Genomic DNA, 20,108 nt, shown 5'->3' with positions numbered 1-20,108 from the left:
CTGCGGGGGAGTATAATTCCTCAAGTTAACTTGAGGTAAAGAGGTTTTATGGAAAAGAGATTGCCGCGTATTAAAGCGCTTTTAACCCCTGGCGAAGTGGCAAAGCGAAGCGGTGTTGCGGTATCGGCGCTCCACTTCTATGAAAGCAAAGGGTTAATTAAAAGCATCCGTAACGGCGGAAACCAGCGCCGCTATACCCGTGACGTTCTCCGTTATGTGGCGATTATCAAAATTGCGCAACGAATCGGCATTCCCCTGGCGACGATAGGTGAGGCGTTTGGGGTGTTGCCGGAGGGCCACACGCTGAGCCCGAAAGAGTGGAAAGAGCTCTCCTCCCAGTGGCGTGAAGAGCTGGACAGACGTATTCATACGCTGGTTGCGCTGCGCGATGAACTGGACGGTTGTATCGGCTGCGGCTGTCTGTCCCGCAGCGACTGCCCGTTGCGGAACCCTGGCGACAGGCTGGGCGAGCAGGGGACAGGGGCGCGGCTGCTGGAGGAGGAGTAAGTCTCTGCGGCCTGCGCGTCGGGTGGCGGCTGCGCCTTACCCGACCTACAAAAACCACATTCTCGAACGTAGGCCGGGTAAGGCGCAGCCGCCACCCGGCATACACACGCACCCTATAAAGAACTAAAGCGCCACTAAGGGCGCTTTAGTTTTTCCCGGTCTTTGTCTTTCTCTCTATCCCGCTGGTTCACGGGAGGGTTTCCCCCGACATCAGCACCCCTCGTGTCGAGCTGGTTGGTGAGGTTCCGGATTGTGCTGACACTTTAATTCTATGCAAGCCCCGTTTTTTCGCCAGCGTCGCTGACCGGTTTTTAGCCGAATTTTTTTCGCGGTGTTGTTCAATTTTCTATAGTTAAAAAGTATGAATCACAGGAGAAGACCATGCTCACGGTACATCACCTTAACCAGTCGCGCTCACATCGTGTGATCTGGGCGCTGGAAGAACTCGCCCTGCCTTATGAGATCGTTCACTACCAGCGCGAAAAGAACATGCTGGCGCCGGAGGCTCTCAAAAAGGTGCATCCGTTGGGCAAATCACCCATCATCGAAGATAACGGACTGATCCTCGCGGAATCGGGTGCCATTCTGGAGTACCTCCAGGAAACCTATGATGCCGAATCGCGCCTTAAGCCGTTAGATCCGGCGCATAAGGTGCAATACCGCTTCTGGCTGCATTACGCGGAAGGATCGCTGATGCCACTGCTGTTAATGAAGCTGGTTTTCAACAGCCTCGGCAAGCCGCCCGTGCCGCCAGGCATCCGACTCCTGGGCAAGGCGCTGGGTAAGGGGGTGCAGAAAGCGTATCTCAATCCCCAGTTGGAAACGCATGCGCGCTTTATTGATTCGCATCTCGCTCAAAACAGCTGGTTTGCCGGGGACGCGCTCAGCATGGCCGACATTCAGATGAGTTTCCCGATCTTTGCCCTGCTGGCGCGTGGGGGCATCGACAATCTGCCGCATATTGAGGCCTGGAAGCAAAAGGTCGATAACAGTCCCGGCTGGAGGCGAACCCTGGAACAGGGTGGGCCATTATCCATCCCGGGTGAGGATTAAATGTAAACAAATTGCGCATAGACGATAACGTTTGCGCATCCTCTGTTTATTTCTTCAGCGTCATAAGCGAATTTTAGTGAAAAACGATAAAGTTCAGTTGAAAAGGGCGGTGTTTAGGCTGGATAATCGTTTGCCTTAATTTGACCACCCGTTTTTAAGCGCGGAGCTAAACGTTTGCTTTTTTTGTGACGCCCTTTCGTCGCAAACGCAAAACAAGGATTTGACGTATTAGCTGGCAGTGGCGTCTCCACCACGCTTATGAACGTTCTATAAAAACTCTCAGGGGATGTTTTCTATGTCTACGCCATCTGCGCGTACCGGCGGTTCACTTGACGCCATGTTTAAAATTTCGGCTCGCGGCAGCACCGTGCGTCAGGAAGTTGTTGCCGGTCTGACAACGTTTCTGGCGATGGTTTACTCCGTCATCGTTGTGCCGGGCATGCTGGGTAAAGCGGGCTTCCCGCCAGCAGCTGTTTTTGTCGCGACCTGCCTGGTAGCCGGTGTGGGCTCCATTGTGATGGGGCTGTGGGCGAACCTGCCGCTGGCGATTGGTTGCGCCATCTCTTTGACCGCGTTCACCGCGTTCAGCCTGGTGCTGGGTCAGCAGATCAGCGTACCGGTCGCACTCGGCGCCGTGTTCCTGATGGGTGTGCTGTTCACCGTTATCTCTGCTACCGGCATTCGTAGCTGGATTTTGCGCAACCTGCCGCAGGGCGTGGCGCACGGCACCGGTATCGGCATCGGTCTGTTCCTGCTGCTGATTGCCGCTAACGGCGTGGGCCTGGTGATCAAGAACCCGCTGGACGGCCTGCCGGTGGCGCTGGGGCATTTCGCGAGCTTCCCGGTGATCATGTCGCTGATCGGTCTGGCGGTGATTATCGGTCTGGAAAAACTGAAAGTGCCGGGCGGCATTCTGCTGACCATTATCGGTGTATCCATTGTCGGCCTGATTTTCGATCCGAACGTCCACTTCTCCGGTATTTTCGCCATGCCGTCGCTGAGCGATGACAAGGGCAATTCTCTGATTGGCAGCCTGGATATCGTCGGTGCGCTTAACCCGGTAATCCTGCCAAGCGTGCTGGCACTGGTGATGACCGCCGTGTTTGACGCAACCGGTACGATTCGCGCGGTGGCCGGTCAGGCTAACCTGCTGGATAAAGACGGTCAGATTATTGATGGCGGCAAAGCCCTGACGACTGACTCCCTGAGCAGCGTCTTCTCAGGACTGGTGGGCGCAGCGCCTGCGGCAGTGTATATCGAGTCCGCAGCGGGCACGGCAGCAGGCGGTAAAACCGGCCTGACGGCCATCACCGTCGGCGTGCTGTTCCTGCTGATCCTGTTCCTCTCTCCGCTCTCTTATCTGGTACCGGCTTACGCGACCGCGCCAGCGCTGATGTATGTCGGCCTGCTGATGCTGAGCAACGTGGCGAAGATCGACTTTGCGGATTTCGTGGATGCCATGTCTGGCCTGATTACCGCCGTGTTTATCGTGCTGACCTGTAACATCGTGACCGGCATCATGATCGGTTTCGCGTCGCTGGTCATTGGTCGTCTGGTCTCTGGTGAATGGCGCAAGCTGAACATCGGCACCGTGGTGATCGCCGTTGCGCTGGTGGCATTCTACGCAGGCGGCTGGGCCATCTAAGTTGTCCATTGATGCGAAAACGGGTGGCTCAGGCCGCCCGTTTTTATTTTCAGAGCTCATCCCGTTGCCTTTTGCGTTACTCTGAAGAAGATAGAATAAAAGGCACGACGCCTTCCGTAGTACATAAGTAACACAGCAAACAGGGAACGCATGGAAATCTTCTTCACAATACTCATCATGACCCTTGTGGTCTCATTATCCGGGGTGGTTACACGCGTACTGCCCTTTCAGGTCCCCCTGCCATTAATGCAAATTGCCATCGGCGCGCTGCTGGCGTGGCCGACGTTTGGCCTGCACGTGGAATTTGACCCCGACCTGTTCCTCGTGCTGTTTATTCCGCCACTGCTGTTTGCTGATGGCTGGAAAACGCCCACGCGCGAATTCCTTGAGCATGGGCGAGAGATCTTCGGCCTGGCGCTGGCGCTGGTCGTCGTCACCGTCGTCGGGATTGGCTTCCTGATTTACTGGGCCGTACCGGGTATCCCGTTAATCCCCGCCTTTGCGCTGGCCGCCGTGCTCTCGCCAACCGATGCCGTGGCGCTTTCCGGCATTGTGGGTGAAGGTCGTATTCCGAAGAAAATCATGGGGATTTTGCAGGGCGAGGCGCTGATGAATGACGCCTCTGGTCTGGTCGCCCTGAAGTTTGCCGTGGCGGTTGCCATGGGGACGATGGTCTTTACCATTGGCGGCGCGACGCTGGAATTCTTCAAAGTGGCGATTGGCGGTATCCTCGCGGGCTTTGTAGTGAGCTGGCTGTATGGTCGCTCCCTGCGCTTCCTCAGCCGCTGGGGCGGTGATGAACCCGCCACGCAAATCGTACTGCTGTTCCTGCTGCCGTTTGCCTCCTACCTGATTGCCGAACATATTGGCGTATCGGGCATTCTGGCGGCGGTAGCGGCAGGGATGACCATTACCCGCTCCGGCGTGATGCGCCGCGCGCCGCTGGCAATGCGTCTGCGTGCCAACAGCACCTGGGCGATGCTGGAATTTGTGTTTAACGGCATGGTATTCCTGCTGTTGGGCCTGCAACTGCCGGGCATTATGGAGTCCTCGCTGATTGCGGCAGAGGCCGATCCGAACGTTGAAGTCTGGATGCTGTTTACCGACATCGTGCTGATCTACATGGCACTGATGCTGGTGCGTTTTGGCTGGCTCTGGACGATGAAGAAATTCAGCGTGCGCTTCCTGACGAAAAAGCCGATGGAGTTTGGCTCCTGGACCACACGCGAGCTGCTGATTGCCTCTTTCGCTGGCGTGCGTGGGGCGATCACCCTTGCCGGTGTGCTCTCTATTCCGCTGCTGCTGCCGACGGGCGATGTCTTCCCGGCGCGCTACGAGCTGGTGTTCCTGGCGGCAGGCGTGATCCTCTTCTCGCTGTTCGTGGGCGTGGTGATGCTGCCGATTTTACTGCAGCACATTGACGCCGGGGATTCGACCCAACAGCATAAAGAGGAGCGTATTGCGCGTGCGGCTACCGCCGAAGTGGCGATAGTCGCTATTCAGAAAATGGAAGAGCGTCTGGCGGCGGATACAGACGAGAACATCGATAATCAGCTGCTGACGGAAGTGAGTTCCCGCGTGATTGGTAACCTGCGCCGTCGGGCTGACGGACGTAATGACGTGGAAAGCTCGCTGCAGGAGGAAAACCTGGAACGCCGGTTCCGCCTGGCGGCGCTGCGTTCAGAGCGTGCCGAGCTGTACCATCTGCGCGCCACGCGGCAGATCAGCAACGAGACGCTGCAAAAGCTGTTGCACGATCTGGATTTGCTGGAAGCGTTGTTGATAGAGAATCAGTAGCGCGCTTTTGCCCGGTGGCGCTGCGCTTACCGGGCCTACATTCGAATCGTAGGCCGGGTAAGGCGAAGCCGCAACCCGGCACTATTCAGACTGCACCCAAAACCCCTTACAGCACTCCAGCCACGCCTGCGCGCTATGCGACAGATACACCCCTTCACGCCAGATCATCCCTAACTGCCAGTGCAGCTCGCTCTCCAGCGGGATCCAGCGAAGCGTATTTTTATCCAGCCGCTCGCAAATCGGCTGCGGCAGAATGGCAATCCCCACGCCAGCCTGAACCATCGCGGCCAGAAAATCCCACTGACCGCTGCGCACCGCAATGCGTGGCTTCACATTATGTTGGTTAAACAGCGTCATCAGCTGGCGGCTTAAGGCGAAGTCTTCGTTGTAGATCAGCAACGGATGTTCGCCGAGCAGTTCGGGTTTCACCGAGTCAATTTTCAGCCAGTCACCGGAGCGCGGTACGAGAACGCACAGCGGATGGCTGAACAGCGGCAGCGTCGCCAGACCGCTCTCTTCCTCTACGGGGAGGGCCGTCATCGCCACATCCAGCTCGCCGTTCATCACGGCCTGCTGGACGGTCAGGCCGCCAAATTCAGAAATTTTTAGCTCAACGCCGGGGTAGCGCTGACGAAAGAGGCTAATCGGCCCGGCCATCATCATGCCGACCATCGGCGGAATGCCAAGACGTAATAGCCCTTTGGTAAGGTGGTTGATATCCGCAAGCTCAGCCTCAAGCTGGCGGAACTCAGCCAGAATCGCCAGCCCGCGCTCGAAGACCACGCGCCCGGTATCCGTCAGCAGCAGCTTGCGTCCGTCACGAAGCAGCAGGGTACAGTTCAGCTCGTCCTCAAGGTTTTTCAGCATCTTGCTGATGGTCGGCTGGGTAACGAACAACTTCTCCGCTGCGCGGGTAAAACTTTGCTGGCGAACCACCTCGACAAAATAGCGCAGCGTTCTTATGTCCATGATTATTCCTCGAAACTATACCTTCGATGATTTTAATTCATTTCTGTCCCTGACGTGCGCTCTCTATACTGGCGCCTCGTCTCAATTTTGAGGAAAACCCCCATGGCCGTGGCGTTAAGTCGTGTTACGCCTGCCGTTGTGCAACGACTCCAGGTACCGGTTCAGGTACTGCTCTATGCCGGACTGTTTGTTTTCGCGGAATATCTTGTCGACTGGCTGCACCTGCCTTTACCCGCCAATCTGGTCGGGATGGTGCTAATGCTAACGCTGATCCTCTGTCGCGCGTTGCCCCTTAGCTGGGTGCGAGCCGGCGCGCGCTGGCTGCTGGCGGAGATGCTGCTGTTCTTCGTGCCTGCGGTGGTCGCGGTGGTGAACTATGCCCAGCTGCTGATGGTCGACGGCTGGCGCATCTTCGCGGTTATCGCCCTGAGTACGCTGATGGTATTGGGCGCCACTGCCTGGGTGGTGGATAAAGTCTATCGCTTTGAAATCAGCAGGCAGAAGCATGACTAACGTTCAGATAAGCGTGCTGTGTCTGATTGCGACCATCGTAATCTACTTTGCCAACAAGCGTTTGTACCGCCGCTTTCGCGCGCTGCCGCTCATGCCGCTGGTGTTCACCCCCATCCTGCTGGTGCTCATGCTGGTCTTCGGCCATATTTCCTGGCAGAACTACATTGGGGAATCCCACTGGCTGCTGTGGCTGCTCGGCCCGGCCACCATCGCCTTTGCCGTTCCCGTGTACGACAACCTGAATATTATTAAACGCCACTGGATGTCGCTCAGCGCAGGCGTTCTGACTGCCACGGTGGTGGCGGTGTGTAGCTCGGTCTGGCTGGCGCGGCTGTTTACGCTGCCCGATGAAATTCAGCGCAGCCTGGCCGTGCGTTCGGTGACGACGCCGTTTGCGCTGGCAGCGGCTAAACCGCTTGGCGGGCAGCCGGATCTGGTGGCGCTGTTTGTGGTCGTGACGGGCGTCTTTGGCATGGCGGTGGGCGATATGCTCTTTTTGCGGCTTTCTATTCGGGAGGGGATGGCGAAAGGGGCAGGGTTTGGCGCGGCGTCTCATGGCGCAGGTACGGCGCGTTCGTATGAGCTGGGTCAGCAGGAAGGCGTGGTGGCAAGTCTGGTGATGATGCTCTCTGGCGTGACGATGGTGCTTATCGCACCGCTGGTGGCATGGGTGATGTTTTAAACTCCCCGGCCTGAGAGACCGGGGAGAAAGGCTTAGTGTGCGCGGCCCTGTTCAACGCCCAGGCCGGTTTGGGAGCGAATAAACTGGGCGCGGAATTTCTCACGCTCCAGGTTACCTTCCGGCGAGTTGTCGGTGGCCGAGAAGACCCAGATACCAATAAACGCCACGGCAATCGAGAACAGCGCCGGATACTCATACGGGAAAATGGCGCTTTCGTGACCGAGGATCTGTACCCAGATGGTCGGGCCCAGAATCATCAGGATCACCGCCGTCAGCAGCCCCAGCCAGCCGCCAATCATCGCCCCACGGGTGGTCAGTTTTGACCAGTACATGGAGAGCAGGATGATCGGGAAGTTACAGCTCGCCGCAATCGAGAAGGCCAGCCCCACCATAAAGGCGATGTTCTGCTTCTCGAACAGAATACCGAGCAAAATGGCGACCACACCCAGCACCAGCACGGTGATCTTGGAGACTTTCAGCTCGTCACGTTCGCTTGCCCCTTTACGGAACACGTTGGCGTAGAGGTCGTGCGAGACCGCAGAGGCACCGGCCAGCGTCAGTCCCGCTACTACGGCAAGGATGGTGGCGAAGGCCACGGCAGAGATAAAGCCGAGGAACAGGTTACCGCCCACCGCGTCGGCCAGATGCACCGCCGCCATGTTGTTGCCGCCAATCAGCGCACCCGCCGCGTCTTTAAACGCCGGGTTTGCCCCTACCAGCATGATCGCGCCAAAGCCGATGATAAAGGTCAGGATGTAGAAATAACCCATAAAGCCGGTGGCGTAGAAGACGCTCTTACGCGCTTCACGCGCATCGCTCACGGTGAAGAAACGCATCAGAATGTGTGGCAGGCCCGCGGTACCGAACATCAGGCCGAGACCGAGGGAGAGTGCGGATATCGGATCTTTCACCAGCCCGCCCGGGCTCATGATTGCCTCTCCTTTTGGATGAACCGCCATCGCTTCGGTAAACAGGTTATTGAAGCTGAACCCGACGTGCTTCATCACCATAAAGGCCATAAAGCTGGCGCCGAACAGCAGCAGGACCGCTTTGATAATCTGTACCCAGGTGGTCGCCAGCATGCCGCCGAACAGGACGTACATCACCATCAGGACGCCAACCAGTACCACGGCGATGTGGTAGTTCAGACCGAACAGCAGTTCGATCAATTTACCTGCCCCGACCATCTGCGCAATCAGGTATAGCGCAACCACCACCAGCGAACCGCAGGCGGAGAGGGTGCGAATAGGCCCCTGTTTCAGGCGATAGGAGGCCACGTCAGCGAAGGTATAGCGCCCGAGGTTGCGCAAGCGCTCGGCAATGAGGAACAGGATGATCGGCCAGCCGACGAGGAAGCCCAGGGAGTAGATCAGGCCGTCGTAGCCGGAGGTATAAACCAGCGCGGAGATCCCGAGGAACGAGGCGGCAGACATAAAGTCGCCCGCTATCGCCAGCCCGTTCTGAAAACCGGTAATGTTGCCGCCCGCGGTGTAATAATCATTACGGGAGCGCACGCGCTTCGACGCCCAGTAAGTGATGTACAGGGTCAGCAGGACGAAAATCAGGAACATCACAATCGCCTGCCAGTTAGTCGGCTGGCGCTGAACGTCGCCGGTGATGGCATCCGCCGCGTGGGCGGCAAAAGGAAGTGTGGCGGCAAGCGCCGTCAGGATCCGCTTCATGATGCTTTTACCTCTTGCAGTACCGCTCTGTTGAGACGATCGAATTCACCGTTCGCGCGCCAGACGTACACGCCGGTCAGTAAGAAGGAGATCACAATCACGCCAATGCCAATAGGAATGCCGCGCGTGACGCTGGTGCCCGCGTGCAGCGGGGTGCCCAGCCAGTGCGGAGCAAAGGCGATCAGCATAATAAAGCCGACGTAGATAATCAGCATGATGAAAGAAAGGATGAAGGCAAACCGTTGCCGTTTTTCGACGAGCTCCCTGTAGTGCGCACTATTCTCTATCTGCTGACAAATATGGTCATTCATCACAGAGTCTCCAAAGGTAAGGTTGGTTTGTTTTTAGTCCCCTCTCCCCTTTGGGGAGAGGGTTAGGGTGAGGGGAGAGGAAGGTGCGGTCTGATGCCCTCACCCCGGCCCTCTCCCACGGGGAGAGGGAGAAAAAACTAGGAAGGCATTGCGATGGACTGCTTCTCTTCGAGCAGTTTTTCCACCACGCCAGGATCCGCGAGCGTTGAGGTATCACCGAGGTTGCTGGTATCCCCCGCCGCGATTTTGCGCAGGATACGGCGCATAATCTTGCCGGAGCGGGTTTTCGGCAGCGAGTCGGTCCAGTGCAGCACGTCCGGCGTAGCAAGCGGGCCGATCTCCTTACGTACCCAGTTGCGCACCTCGGCGTACAGCTCGGGTGATGGCTCCTCGCCGTGGTTCAGCGTGACGTAAGCGTAAATCGCCTGGCCTTTGATGTTGTGCGGGATCCCGACAACGGCGGCTTCAGCAATTTTCGGATGCGACACCAGCGCCGATTCAATTTCAGCCGTCCCCAGACGGTGGCCAGAAACGTTGAGCACGTCATCCACGCGACCGGTGATCCAGTAATAACCGTCTTCATCACGGCGCGCGCCGTCGCCGCTGAAGTACATGTTTTTAAAGGTCGAGAAATAGGTCTGCTCAAAGCGTTCGTGGTCGCCGAACAGGGTACGCGCCTGGCCTGGCCACGAGTCGACGATCACCAGGTTGCCTTCGGTGGCCCCGTCCAGCGGGTTGCCCTCGTTATCCACCAGCGCAGGCTGTACGCCGAAGAATGGGCGCGTGGCAGAACCGGCCTTCAGCTGTGTGGCGCCAGGCATAGGGGTGATCATGAAGCCGCCGGTTTCGGTCTGCCACCAGGTGTCCATCACCGGGCATTTTTCATTGCCGATTTTCTTCCAGTACCACTCCCAGGCTTCGGGGTTAATGGGTTCACCCACGGAACCGAGGATGCGCAACGAAGAGCGGTCAGTGCCTTCGATGGCCTTATCGCCTTCCGCCATTAACGCGCGGATCGCCGTTGGCGCGGTGTAGAGAATGTTGACCTGGTGCTTGTCGACTACCTGACACATACGCGCCGGGGTCGGCCAGTTTGGCACGCCCTCAAACATCAGCGTGGTGGCACCGCAGGCCAGCGGGCCGTAGAGCAGGTAGCTATGCCCGGTCACCCAGCCCACGTCGGCGGTACACCAGTAGATGTCGCCCGGGTGGTAGTCGAAAACATATTTAAAGGTCGTGGCCGCATAAACCAGATAACCGCCGGTGGTGTGCAGCACGCCTTTCGGTTTACCGGTTGAACCGGAGGTGTAAAGAATGAACAGCGGGTCTTCAGCATTCATCTCTTCAGGCTGATGCTGGTCACTCGCTTTCTCGATCAGGTCACTCCACCACAGGTCACGTCCCTCGTTCCAGTCGATCTTGCCGCCGGTACGCTTCAGCACGATAACGTTACTGACCGTTTTGACATTCGGGTTTTTCAGCGCTTCATCGACGTTTTTCTTCAGCGGGATACCGCGTCCGGCGCGCACGCCTTCATCGGCGGTGATCACCAGTTTTGAACTGGAATCGACAATACGGCCTGCAACGGCTTCCGGCGAGAACCCGCCGAAGATAACCGAGTGAATTGCGCCGATACGCGCGCAGGCCAGCATAGCAACCGCGGCTTCCGGCACCATTGGCATATAGATAGCCACCACATCGCCCTTTTTAATGCCTTTTTCCAGCAGGACGTTGGCGAAACGGCAGACGTCGCGATGCAGTTCTTTATAGGTAATGTGTTTGCTCTGTGAGGCATCGTCGCCTTCCCAGATGATGGCGGTTTCATTCCCGCGTTCGGCAAGATGGCGATCCAGGCAGTTCGCCGCCAGGTTCAGCGTGCCATCTTCATACCATTTAATGGAGACGTTGCCGGGCGCAAAGGAGGTGTTTTTCACCTTCTGATAAGGTTTGATCCAGTCAAGGATGTGTCCCTGCTCGCCCCAGAAGGCGTCAGGGTGGGAAACTGATTGCTGATATTTCTCGTGGTACTGCTCCGGGGTGATCAGGCAACGGTCCGCAATGTTTGCGGGAATGTCGTGTTTATGTATTTGGCTCATGGCTTTTTTTCTCCTTGTAAGATGTTAATAATATGTCGCAAAAACGTTAATAGTAGGGGCTTTACAAGCTTTGTTTATTATTTGGGCTACAGATCACGCATTGTTTGAAGAGGTTGAAAAACGAGCGAATGAAACTTTGAAGGGAAATAATTCAGCCTGACGATTATTCGCATTTAGATTTAAAAAAGCGTTTTTATAACAAATGGTTATTTATCAGGATAATGACAAACTCGCGTTATACCGTCATTTTCCAGTGAAATGCGTCGTTCTTTAAGGCTTGCGCAACAGGTCGCGCAAATGATACTCATACGCCGCGTTAAAAAATCCCATAAACCAACGCAACACAATTCATACCCTTTCAGTATGTCTCCATATTCATGCAGTTTTGCTGGTGCGGAGATTTCATTGAGGAAGTCAGTTTCTATGAAAAACGTTAAAGTCAGCCTGGCCTGGCAGATCTTGCTAGCCCTTGTGCTGGGCATCTTGCTGGGCAGTTATCTCCACTATCATAGCGACAGCCGCGAATGGCTGATTGCCAACCTGCTCTCCCCGGCGGGCGATATCTTTATTCATTTGATCAAGATGATCGTGGTGCCGATTGTGATCTCGACGCTGGTGGTCGGCATTGCCGGGGTCGGTGACGCGAAACAGTTAGGCCGTATCGGTGCGAAAACCATTCTCTATTTCGAAGTGATCACTACGGTTGCGATTATTCTGGGGATTACCCTGGCAAACGTGTTCCAGCCAGGTTCCGGGATCGATATGTCGCAGCTGGCCACGGTGGATATTTCGAAATACCAAAGCACAACGGCGGAAGTGCAGAGCCATGCGCACGGCCTGATGGGCACGATCCTTTCACTGGTGCCGACCAATATCGTGGCATCGATGGCGAAAGGCGAGATGTTGCCGATCATCTTCTTCTCGGTGCTGTTTGGCCTGGGGCTCTCCTCGCTGCCTGCCACGCACCGTGAACCGCTGGTCACCGTCTTCCGCTCTATCTCCGAAACCATGTTCAAAGTGACCCACATGGTGATGCGCTACGCGCCGGTTGGGGTGTTCGCATTGATTGCGGTGACCGTGGCAAACTTCGGCTTTGCCTCCCTGTGGCCGCTGGCGAAGCTGGTGATCCTGGTGCACTTCGCCATCCTGTTCTTTGCGCTGGTGGTGCTGGGCATTGTGGCGCGCCTGTGCGGGCTGAGCATCTGGATCCTGATCCGTATCCTGAAAGATGAGTTGATTCTGGCGTACTCCACGGCAAGCTCTGAGAGCGTGCTGCCGCGCATTATTGAGAAGATGGAGGCTTACGGTGCGCCTGCCTCTATCACCAGCTTCGTGGTGCCGACCGGCTACTCTTTCAACCTGGACGGTTCAACGCTGTACCAGAGTATCGCCGCTATCTTTATTGCGCAGCTGTATGGCATTGACCTGTCGCTGTGGCAGGAGATCGTGCTGGTGCTGACCCTGATGGTGACATCTAAAGGTATTGCAGGCGTACCGGGCGTTTCGTTCGTGGTGCTGCTCGCGACGCTGGGCAGCGTGGGTATTCCGCTGGAAGGTCTGGCGTTTATCGCCGGTGTCGACCGTATCCTCGATATGGCGCGTACGGCGCTGAACGTGGTGGGGAATGCCCTGGCGGTGCTGGTTATCGCCAAGTGGGAACACAAATTCGACCGTAAAAAAGCGCTGGCGTATGAACGCGAGGTGCTGGGGCGTTTTGATAAGACGGCCGATCGGTAACATCTTATGCCCGGTGGCGCTGCGCTTACCGGGCCTACGGGTTTTGTAGGCCGGGTAAGGCGAAGCCGCCACCCGGCGCTTTACTCCCCGCTCAACGCATCAAACTCTTCACATCCCGTATCAAACCCTTCCGTACAGCTCAGGTTCAACCAGTAAAGCGCTTTCTGCTTATTCGGCGTGATAAACCCTTTCTCGCCCTGTCTGAACAGCATCCCCGCCCAGTACTCCGCATAGCCCGTTCGCGACAGGGTAGAACTTCGCTTGAACCACGACGCGGCCCGCACGTCATCCTGAGCCACCTCAACGCCGTTGGCATAGATCAGCCCCAGCAGCAGCTGCGCGTCTACCGCCGAATCGTTGTCGATATCTTCAGTCGCCGTTTGCAGGAGCTGAATGGCCTGGGGATAGTCGGTTTGACCGGCCTCAGTGTTGACCAGCACGCGCGCCAGCATGATCGCGCCGCGTTTGCTGCCTGCAATGTTTGCCTGCTGCGCCAGAGCCTTGGCCTGCGCGTAATCCCCCTGCGTAAAGTGAATTTGCGACAACAGCGCCATGGCATCGACATCGCCACCTTTTGCGGCTTTTTCGGCCCACCGCGCGGCCTGTGTGCGGTCCCCCGAGCTGAAGTAGGTATCAGCAAGATAATACTGGGCGCGGGCATCGCCCGCTTCCGCCTGCTTCAGATACTGGCTGCCTATCTCATCCGCGCAGGCGAACGAGGTTATAAAGAATAACAACAGAAAAATGGCTTTCATGGATTCTTATCTTCTGGGTACACGCCGCGCAGTATAATCGCGGTGGCGGAAATAAAAAAAGGGAGTGAATATATCACTCCCTTTGTTCATTAATTAATTACCCGCTTCAACCCATTGCGCTTTCACGCAGTCGGGCTTTCAGCTTGTTATATTCGTCAATCACATACTGTTCGGCAGCGTGTTGATCCGCAATGGGCTCCACGTTGACGGCACAATATTTATACTCCGGCGTTTTGGTTATCGGGCTTAAATTCTCCGTCACCAGTTCGTTACAGGCACCAATCCACCACTGGTAGGTCATATAGACCGCCCCTTTGTTGGGACGATCGCTTACCTGCGCACGGGTGATGATTCGCCCTTTGCGCGAGTTCACCCATACCAGCGCTTCATCCTCAATACCCAGGCGTTCCGCGTCAGCAGTGTTGATCTGCGCGTAGCCGGGTTCATCTGCCAGCGCGGCCAGCGCGGCGCAGTTCCCGGTCATTGAGCGACAGGAGTAGTGGCCTACTTCGCGCACGGTGGAGAGCACCATCGGATACTCGTCGGTGAGTTTATCTATAGGTGCGACCCAGTCGCAGGTGAAGAACTGCGCCAGCCCGTTCGGGGTATCGAACGTCTCTTTGAAGAGGTATGACGTCCCCTGGTCGGCTTCCGACTCATCGCGGCATGGCCACTGGATATACCCCAGCTCACCCATTTTTTCATAGGTGGCACCGTAGAAGTCCGGGCACAGATGCCGCAACTCGTCCCAGATCTCCTGAGTGTTGTTGTAGTGCATCGGGTAGCCCATACGGGTGGCGATTTCGCTGATGATCTGCCAGTCGGTTTTCAGATCCCACTTCGGTTCGACCGCTTTGAAGAAGCGCTGGAAACCGCGGTCAGCCGCCGTGTAGACGCCTTCATGCTCACCCCATGACGTCGACGGTAAAATCACATCCGCCGCCGCCGCGGTTTTGGTCATAAAGATGTCCTGGACAATCACCAGCTCAAGATCCTCAAACCCTTTACGTACCGCAGAGAGTTCGGCATCGGTCTGGAGCGGATCTTCACCCATGATGTAGGCCGCACGCACTTCACCGTGCGCCGCACGGTGCGGCAGCTCGCTGATGCGATAGCCGGTGTGTTCCGGCAGGCTTTCGACCCCCCAGGCTTTCGCGAATTTCTCGCGGTTTTCCGGGAATTTGACGTACTGGTATCCTGGATAGGTATCCGGCAGCGCGCCCATATCGCAGGCCCCCTGGACGTTATTCTGGCCACGTACCGGGTTGACGCCGACGTGGGCCTTGCCCAGGTTACCCGTCAGCATGGCGAGGCTGGTCAACGAACGCACGGTTTCCACGCCCTGGTAGAACTGGGTCACACCCATGCCCCACAGAATGGCGGCGGTTTTCGCCCCGGCGTACATGCGTGCGGCCTGGCGGATCTCCTGTGCGCTGACGCCGGTTATCGCTTCAACGGACTCTGGCGTATAGCCTTCGACAATTTTACGATACTCTTCAAAGCCCTCCGTGCGGCTGGCCACAAACGCCTGGTCGTACAGATTCTCCTCAATAATGACGTGCCCCATCGCATTCAACAGCGCGATGTTCGAGCCGTTTTTCAATGCGATGTGCATATCTGCAATGCGCGCGGTTTCAATTTTGCGCGGATCGCAGACGATGATTTTCGCCCCGTTCTGTTTGGCGCGAATAACATGGTTCGCGACGATAGGGTGAGAATCCGCTGGGTTATAGCCGAAAATAAACACCAGATCGGTGTTGTCTATCTCGTTGATGGCATTACTCATTGCGCCGTTACCGACCGACTGGTGCAGACCTGCAACCGATGGGCCGTGTCAGACGCGAGCGCAGCAGTCGACGTTATTGGTTCCAATAACGGCGCGTGCGAATTTTTGCATCACATAGTTGGTTTCATTCCCAGTCCCGCGTGAGGAACCGGTCGTCTGAATCGCATCCGGGCCGTACTTGGCCTTGATGGCGCTGAGGCGCGTGGCGACGTAATCGAGAGCCTCGTTCCAGCTGACGGCTTCCAGCTTGCCACCGCGCTCGCGGCGGATCATAGGGGTTTTCAGGCGCGGGGTGAGGATTTGGGTATCATTGATAAAATCCCAGCCGTAATACCCTTTCAGACACAGCGTGCCCTGGTTGGTTTTCCCCTGTGCGGCCTCCGCCCGGACGATTTTGCCGTTATCGACCACCAGGTGGATCTTGCAACCTGAGGCACAATAAGGGCAAACCGTGACGACTTTTTTCATCAGTCTGCTCCAGTTAATCGAATCTTTCGCACCGACTAATGCAGCTTCTATGCCATGTTTTTAGTAGGGGTAATGGCGCGTTTTACGGCGTATTCCTGCCGACAACCCTGACGAAAAGCAGACCATCGTCAAAATTGACGTGTCGAATGGGCAGGGTATGTGACATGGGTTGAATTTCCATCACGGAAAACGCCCTTTCACTGGAGCTGACGGCAGAATGGTTCAGACTTAACATAATCCCCTGACGGAAGCATATGATGAAACCGGCGATTCTGGTGGTTGATGACGATTTGGCAGTGTGCGAACTGCTGCAGGATGTGCTGAGTGAACACGTCTTTGACGTGCTTGTCTGCCATAACGGCCAGGATGTGCCAGGCCGGGTACAACAGACGCCGGAGATCGCCCTTGTCCTGCTGGATATGATGCTGCCGGATATCAATGGGTTACAGGTTTTGCTGCAGTTGCAGAAGCAGCGTCCGGCGCTACCGGTGATCATGTTAACCGGGTTGGGCAGTGAATCCGACGTGGTGGTGGGGCTGGAGATGGGAGCCGACGACTATATTGGCAAACCGTTTAATCCGCGCGTGGTGGTTGCCCGGGTTAAAGCGGTCCTGCGTCGGACCGGCGTGCTGGCCGCAGAAACGCCGATGCCACGCGTAGCGGGGATAACCTTCGACAACTGGACGCTGGATACCTCCCGATGTGAACTGATTGATCCGCAGCGTAACGTCGTGCCGTTGACCCAGGGGGAATATGGCCTGCTGCTGGCGCTTACGCAAAATGCCCGCCGGGTACTCAGCCGCGATCAACTGCTGGAACTCACCCACAGCGAAAGCACGGAGGTGTTTGACCGGACTATCGACGTGCTGATCATGCGTCTGCGCCGGAAAATCGAGGTCAACCCGCATCAGCCTGCGCTCATTAAAACCATTCGTGGACTGGGGTATGTATTTGCCACCGATGTTAGCCGCCCCGAACAGGCGGCATAAGGTCTATGTTATCGCCGGAATAAGAAGGGCGGCAAAAATGGCGCTGATGCACAGGTACTTGAGGGCATAATAGGCTTTACGATTTCGTTTTTTAAGACGCTGTCCGCGTTCGCGCCCCGCATGAACATATTTAAAAATGCGATTAATGCCGCCAGTGCGGTCATTCTCATCATTGGGTGAGCTGGCTGCAGACATCAGCGTCGTCCCTACCCAATGGTTAACTGCCTGTGCCCAGCCCCACTTCATCGGACGCTCGATATCACAGAAAAGAATAATGCGCGTTTGATCGGTTTTATTTTCTGCCCAGTGAACGTAAGTCTCATCAAAAATGACGGCCTCGCCATCGCGCCAGCTATGGCGCTGCTGGTCCACTTCAATAAAGCAGCGATCGTCATTCGGGGTAGATAAGCCCAGATGATAGCGAACCGAGCCCGCGTAGGGATCGCGATGCTTGCCCAGCTTTGCCCCCGCAGGCAGTTCGGCAAACATCGCCGCCTTTACGCAAGGAATTTGACTCACCAGTTGCGTGGTCACCGGGCAAAGCGCTTGCGCAGAAGGGTGAGCGTCGGCGTACCATTTCAGATAAAAACGTTTCCAGCCGCGTTTAAAAAAGGTGTTAAAGCCAGCGTCGTTATTATTTTGCGCCGCCTTTATATGATCCTGTAAACGCACAGCCTCTTCACGAATAACCTGCCAGTTTTCCGTCAGCGTTTTTAATTCAGGGAAACGCTCTGTCTCAAAGAAAGCCTCCCTGGCGGGCAGGGAAGAGAACGCCGTCATAAACATATTGATGGGGGCCATGAACGTCGAATGGTCGAACAACTGACGAGACAGCGTCTGTTTTTCTTTCCCGCGTGAATGCGCGTAAATAACGCTAATAATGAAAATACCGATGATGATGGCTGCGAACATTTTTCCCTTGTCCTCTTTCTATCTCATTTCGGAAAAGCGTGCGGACAGAGTGTCTGCCCACGCCGAATATGCCAGATGGAGAGAGTGTAGTTCGGGAATGTAAAATTCATAGAACTGTAATGAAAAATCGCAATTATTGTTAAATTAATTGCCCTCGCGAATAAAAGCCTGCAGCCCGGCCAGCGTTTTTTGCCACCCACTCTCCCCAAAGGGGAGAGGGTTTAGGCTGAGGGGTTACTTAACCGTCCATCCTTTATAGGTACCGACGTTCTTTTTATCGATCATCGTCACCGGGATCAGCACCGGTTCTTTCGGTGCCGGTTTACCCTGGAGAATGTCGTAGCCGATCTCGACCGCTTTTGCCGCCATCACCTGCGGATCTTGTGCCGGGGTTGCCACAAACAGGGAGTTTTCCCGCTTCAGCGCTTCTTCACCATCCGGGCTGCCATCCACACCCACAATGAAGAATTCATTGCGCTGCGCCTGTTTTGCCGCCAGATCGGCGCCGATCGCGGTAGGATCGTTAATCGCGAATACGCCGTCGATCTTCGGATTGGCCGCCAGAAGAGAGGTCATGACTTCCAGACCGCCTTCACGGCTGCCTTTGGCGTTCTGGTTATCCGAGAGCACCTTGATATCCGGATGTTTTTTGAATTCCATCTGGCAACCTTCCACACGGTTTTGCACCGCTGAGACCGGTGGTCCGTTGATGATCACCACATTGCCTTTGCCTTTCAGGCGATCGGTAATGTACTTACAGGCCATTTCGCCCGCCTGGGTGTTATTGGAGGTGATGGTCGCATCGGCACCTTCCGCCGCCACGTCAACCGCCACGACCACGATCCCGGCATCCTTCGCGCGTTTCACCGCCGGGCCGATCCCTTTGGAATCCGCGGCGTTGAGGATGATCATGTCCACTTTCGCGGCGATAAAGTTATCGATCTGCGCCACCTGCTGACCGAGATCGTAACCGCTGGAGACAAGCGTCACTTTGACGTTATCGCCCGCCAGCTTGCGCGCTTCCAGCTCGGCACCTTTGGTGATCTGCACAAAGAACGGGTTGGCCAGGTCACCCACCGTCACGCCGATGGACTTCAGATCTTTCGCCTGCGCAAACGGCGTTGCGGCAAGCAGCGCGCCAGCACAGAGCGCGGTCACTAACGGTTTTAAACGCATATTCTATTCCTCGAAGCTGTAGGGTTTTGTTGTTATGCACTTTGATGGTGTCGGGTACGGTATTTGTCGATCAGCACCGCAATGATGATCACCGCCCCTTTGATCACCAGTTGCCAGAAGTAGGAGACGCCCATCAGCGTCATGCCGTTGTTGAGGGTGGCGATAATCAATGCCCCCACCAGCGTGCCGGTGATCGTGCCGATCCCGCCGACGAAGCTGGTACCGCCGAGGATCACCGCCGCAATCGCATCCAGCTCATAGCCGGTACCGAGGTTGCCGTTGGCGCTGTAAAGGCGTGAGGCGCTCATCACGCCACCGAGGCCGGAGAGCAGCCCGCTCATGCCGTAGACAAACAGCAGTACCATCCAGACCTTGATACCCGTCAGGCGCGCCGCCTGCGTGTTGCCGCCCACGGCGTAGATGTGAACGCCCAGCGTAGTGCGGCGCAGGATAAACCAGCAGATAGCAATGACCGCCAAAGCAATGACCACCAGCCATGGCACGGGACCGAGGTAGTTATTGCCGATCCACTCGAAGTTGATATTCGAGTTGATCACCGTGGTGCCGTCTGCCAGCAGGTAGGCCGCGCCGCGCAGCGCCGTATAGGTACCGAGCGTGACGATAAACGGCGGTAGCCCGGCAAAGGCCACCAGCGCGCCGTTGAACAGCCCCAGCACCATGCCGAGCATCAGCGCCGCCGGAATAGAAAGTCCGGCGAATTCCGGGATCAGCGACACCACCATTGCCGCAACGGCGGTAGTACCGAGAATCGACCCCACGGAGAGGTCAATCCCACCGGTTAAGATGATGAAGGTCATCCCCGCTGCCAGCACGATGTTGATTGACGCCTGACGGGTGATGTTGAGCAGGTTGCTCTCGGTGAAGAAGTTAGGGGCGATAAAGCCAAATACCGCCACGATCAGAATTAAAATAGGTAAAATGCCGATCGTTTGCATCAGATCGCTCATCAGCATTTTTTTGGCGGAGGCGGATTTCGCCACCTGCTGCGGATGGGTTGGAGTTGTCATAA

General features: G+C 56.4%; 17 protein-coding genes. 8 read left to right on the top strand and 9 right to left on the bottom strand.

Going from position 1 to position 20,108, the window contains the following annotated elements:
* Positions 1-48 precede the first annotated feature (48 nt).
* The 4 genes from soxR to A4308_RS01205 all read left to right on the top strand — a co-directional run bounded on the left by soxR (position 49) and on the right by A4308_RS01205 (position 5,002).
* On the top strand, positions 49-507 hold the full coding sequence (gene soxR / locus A4308_RS01220; RefSeq protein ID WP_014882155.1) for a redox-sensitive transcriptional activator SoxR: 459 nt from the start codon (positions 49-51) through the stop codon (positions 505-507).
* A gap of 381 nt (positions 508-888) precedes the next feature.
* Positions 889-1,560, top strand: coding sequence for a glutathione S-transferase family protein (locus tag A4308_RS01215; RefSeq protein WP_023336606.1), 672 nt, complete (start codon positions 889-891; stop codon positions 1,558-1,560).
* A gap of 295 nt (positions 1,561-1,855) precedes the next feature.
* Positions 1,856-3,205 carry a guanine/hypoxanthine transporter GhxP gene (gene ghxP, locus A4308_RS01210; RefSeq protein WP_014882157.1) on the top strand — a complete coding sequence of 450 codons (1,350 nt, stop codon included), beginning with the start codon at positions 1,856-1,858 and terminating at the stop codon, positions 3,203-3,205.
* 150 nt (positions 3,206-3,355) lie between these two features.
* On the top strand, positions 3,356-5,002 hold the full coding sequence (locus A4308_RS01205; RefSeq protein WP_023336607.1) for a Na+/H+ antiporter: 1,647 nt from the start codon (positions 3,356-3,358) through the stop codon (positions 5,000-5,002).
* An 81-nt stretch (positions 5,003-5,083) separates the two neighbouring features.
* On the opposite strand, the gene A4308_RS01200 is transcribed toward A4308_RS01205, so the two are convergent.
* Positions 5,084-5,971: a LysR family transcriptional regulator gene (locus A4308_RS01200; RefSeq protein ID WP_014882159.1), complete on the bottom strand. Its 888-nt coding sequence runs from the start codon at positions 5,969-5,971 to the stop codon at positions 5,084-5,086.
* A 102-nt stretch (positions 5,972-6,073) separates the two neighbouring features.
* On the opposite strand from A4308_RS01200, the gene A4308_RS01195 reads away from it, so the two are divergent.
* Both A4308_RS01195 and A4308_RS01190 read left to right on the top strand, forming a co-directional pair.
* The gene (locus tag A4308_RS01195; RefSeq protein ID WP_014882160.1) at positions 6,074-6,484 is read left to right on the top strand and encodes a CidA/LrgA family protein; all 411 of its coding nucleotides are present in this window, start codon (positions 6,074-6,076) and stop codon (positions 6,482-6,484) included.
* Positions 6,477-7,166: an LrgB family protein gene (locus tag A4308_RS01190; protein WP_014882161.1), complete on the top strand. Its 690-nt coding sequence runs from the start codon at positions 6,477-6,479 to the stop codon at positions 7,164-7,166. Before A4308_RS01195 ends, A4308_RS01190 begins: the two co-directional genes overlap by 8 nt.
* Positions 7,167-7,198: 32 nt before the next feature.
* Here A4308_RS01190 and actP read toward each other — a convergent pair whose 3' ends face one another.
* The 3 genes from actP to acs form a co-directional block, all read right to left on the bottom strand.
* Positions 7,199-8,848 (bottom strand): cation/acetate symporter ActP, encoded by a 1,650-nt coding sequence (gene actP / locus A4308_RS01185; protein ID WP_014882162.1) that lies wholly within the window; start codon positions 8,846-8,848, stop codon positions 7,199-7,201.
* Complete coding sequence (locus A4308_RS01180) at positions 8,845-9,159, bottom strand: DUF485 domain-containing protein (RefSeq protein WP_063308450.1); 315 nt, start codon at positions 9,157-9,159, stop codon at positions 8,845-8,847. Before A4308_RS01180 ends, actP begins: the two co-directional genes overlap by 4 nt.
* Positions 9,160-9,296: 137 nt before the next feature.
* Positions 9,297-11,255 (bottom strand): acetate--CoA ligase, encoded by a 1,959-nt coding sequence (gene acs / locus A4308_RS01175; protein ID WP_023331810.1) that lies wholly within the window; start codon positions 11,253-11,255, stop codon positions 9,297-9,299.
* A gap of 423 nt (positions 11,256-11,678) precedes the next feature.
* Between acs and gltP the strand changes: the two genes are divergently transcribed.
* Positions 11,679-12,992 carry a glutamate/aspartate:proton symporter GltP gene (gltP, locus tag A4308_RS01170; protein ID WP_014882165.1) on the top strand — a complete coding sequence of 438 codons (1,314 nt, stop codon included), beginning with the start codon at positions 11,679-11,681 and terminating at the stop codon, positions 12,990-12,992.
* Between the two features lie 80 nt (positions 12,993-13,072).
* On the opposite strand, the gene A4308_RS01165 is transcribed toward gltP, so the two are convergent.
* Together A4308_RS01165 and fdhF are read right to left on the bottom strand one after the other, a co-directional pair.
* Positions 13,073-13,747 carry a tetratricopeptide repeat protein gene (locus A4308_RS01165; RefSeq protein WP_045282269.1) on the bottom strand — a complete coding sequence of 225 codons (675 nt, stop codon included), beginning with the start codon at positions 13,745-13,747 and terminating at the stop codon, positions 13,073-13,075.
* Between the two features lie 106 nt (positions 13,748-13,853).
* The gene (gene fdhF, locus A4308_RS01160; protein ID WP_078309985.1) at positions 13,854-16,001 is read right to left on the bottom strand and encodes a formate dehydrogenase subunit alpha; all 2,148 of its coding nucleotides are present in this window, start codon (positions 15,999-16,001) and stop codon (positions 13,854-13,856) included.
* A 257-nt stretch (positions 16,002-16,258) separates the two neighbouring features.
* Here fdhF and A4308_RS01150 point away from each other — a divergent pair, with 257 nt between their 5' ends.
* Positions 16,259-16,990 (top strand): response regulator, encoded by a 732-nt coding sequence (locus tag A4308_RS01150; RefSeq protein WP_014882168.1) that lies wholly within the window; start codon positions 16,259-16,261, stop codon positions 16,988-16,990.
* Positions 16,991-16,993: 3 nt separating this feature from the next.
* Here the strand turns inward: A4308_RS01150 and lpxO are convergent, their stop codons facing one another.
* From lpxO to A4308_RS01135, 3 genes are all read right to left on the bottom strand, one after another.
* Positions 16,994-17,902 (bottom strand): lipid A hydroxylase LpxO, encoded by a 909-nt coding sequence (gene lpxO / locus A4308_RS01145; RefSeq protein ID WP_023336610.1) that lies wholly within the window; start codon positions 17,900-17,902, stop codon positions 16,994-16,996.
* 234 nt (positions 17,903-18,136) lie between these two features.
* Positions 18,137-19,078 carry an ABC transporter substrate-binding protein gene (locus A4308_RS01140; protein WP_014882170.1) on the bottom strand — a complete coding sequence of 314 codons (942 nt, stop codon included), beginning with the start codon at positions 19,076-19,078 and terminating at the stop codon, positions 18,137-18,139.
* A 32-nt stretch (positions 19,079-19,110) separates the two neighbouring features.
* Entirely contained in the window at positions 19,111-20,106 is a 996-nt protein-coding gene (locus tag A4308_RS01135) for an ABC transporter permease subunit (RefSeq protein WP_045282270.1), read from the bottom strand.
* Between the last annotated feature and the right edge of the window lie 2 nt (positions 20,107-20,108).

It is taken from the genome of Enterobacter sp. ODB01 (assembly GCF_001623605.1).
GTDB lineage: Bacteria > Pseudomonadota > Gammaproteobacteria > Enterobacterales > Enterobacteriaceae > Enterobacter > Enterobacter kobei.
The sequence above is the reverse complement of the archived record's forward strand: the minus strand, read 5'-3'. Positions and strand labels throughout refer to the sequence as shown.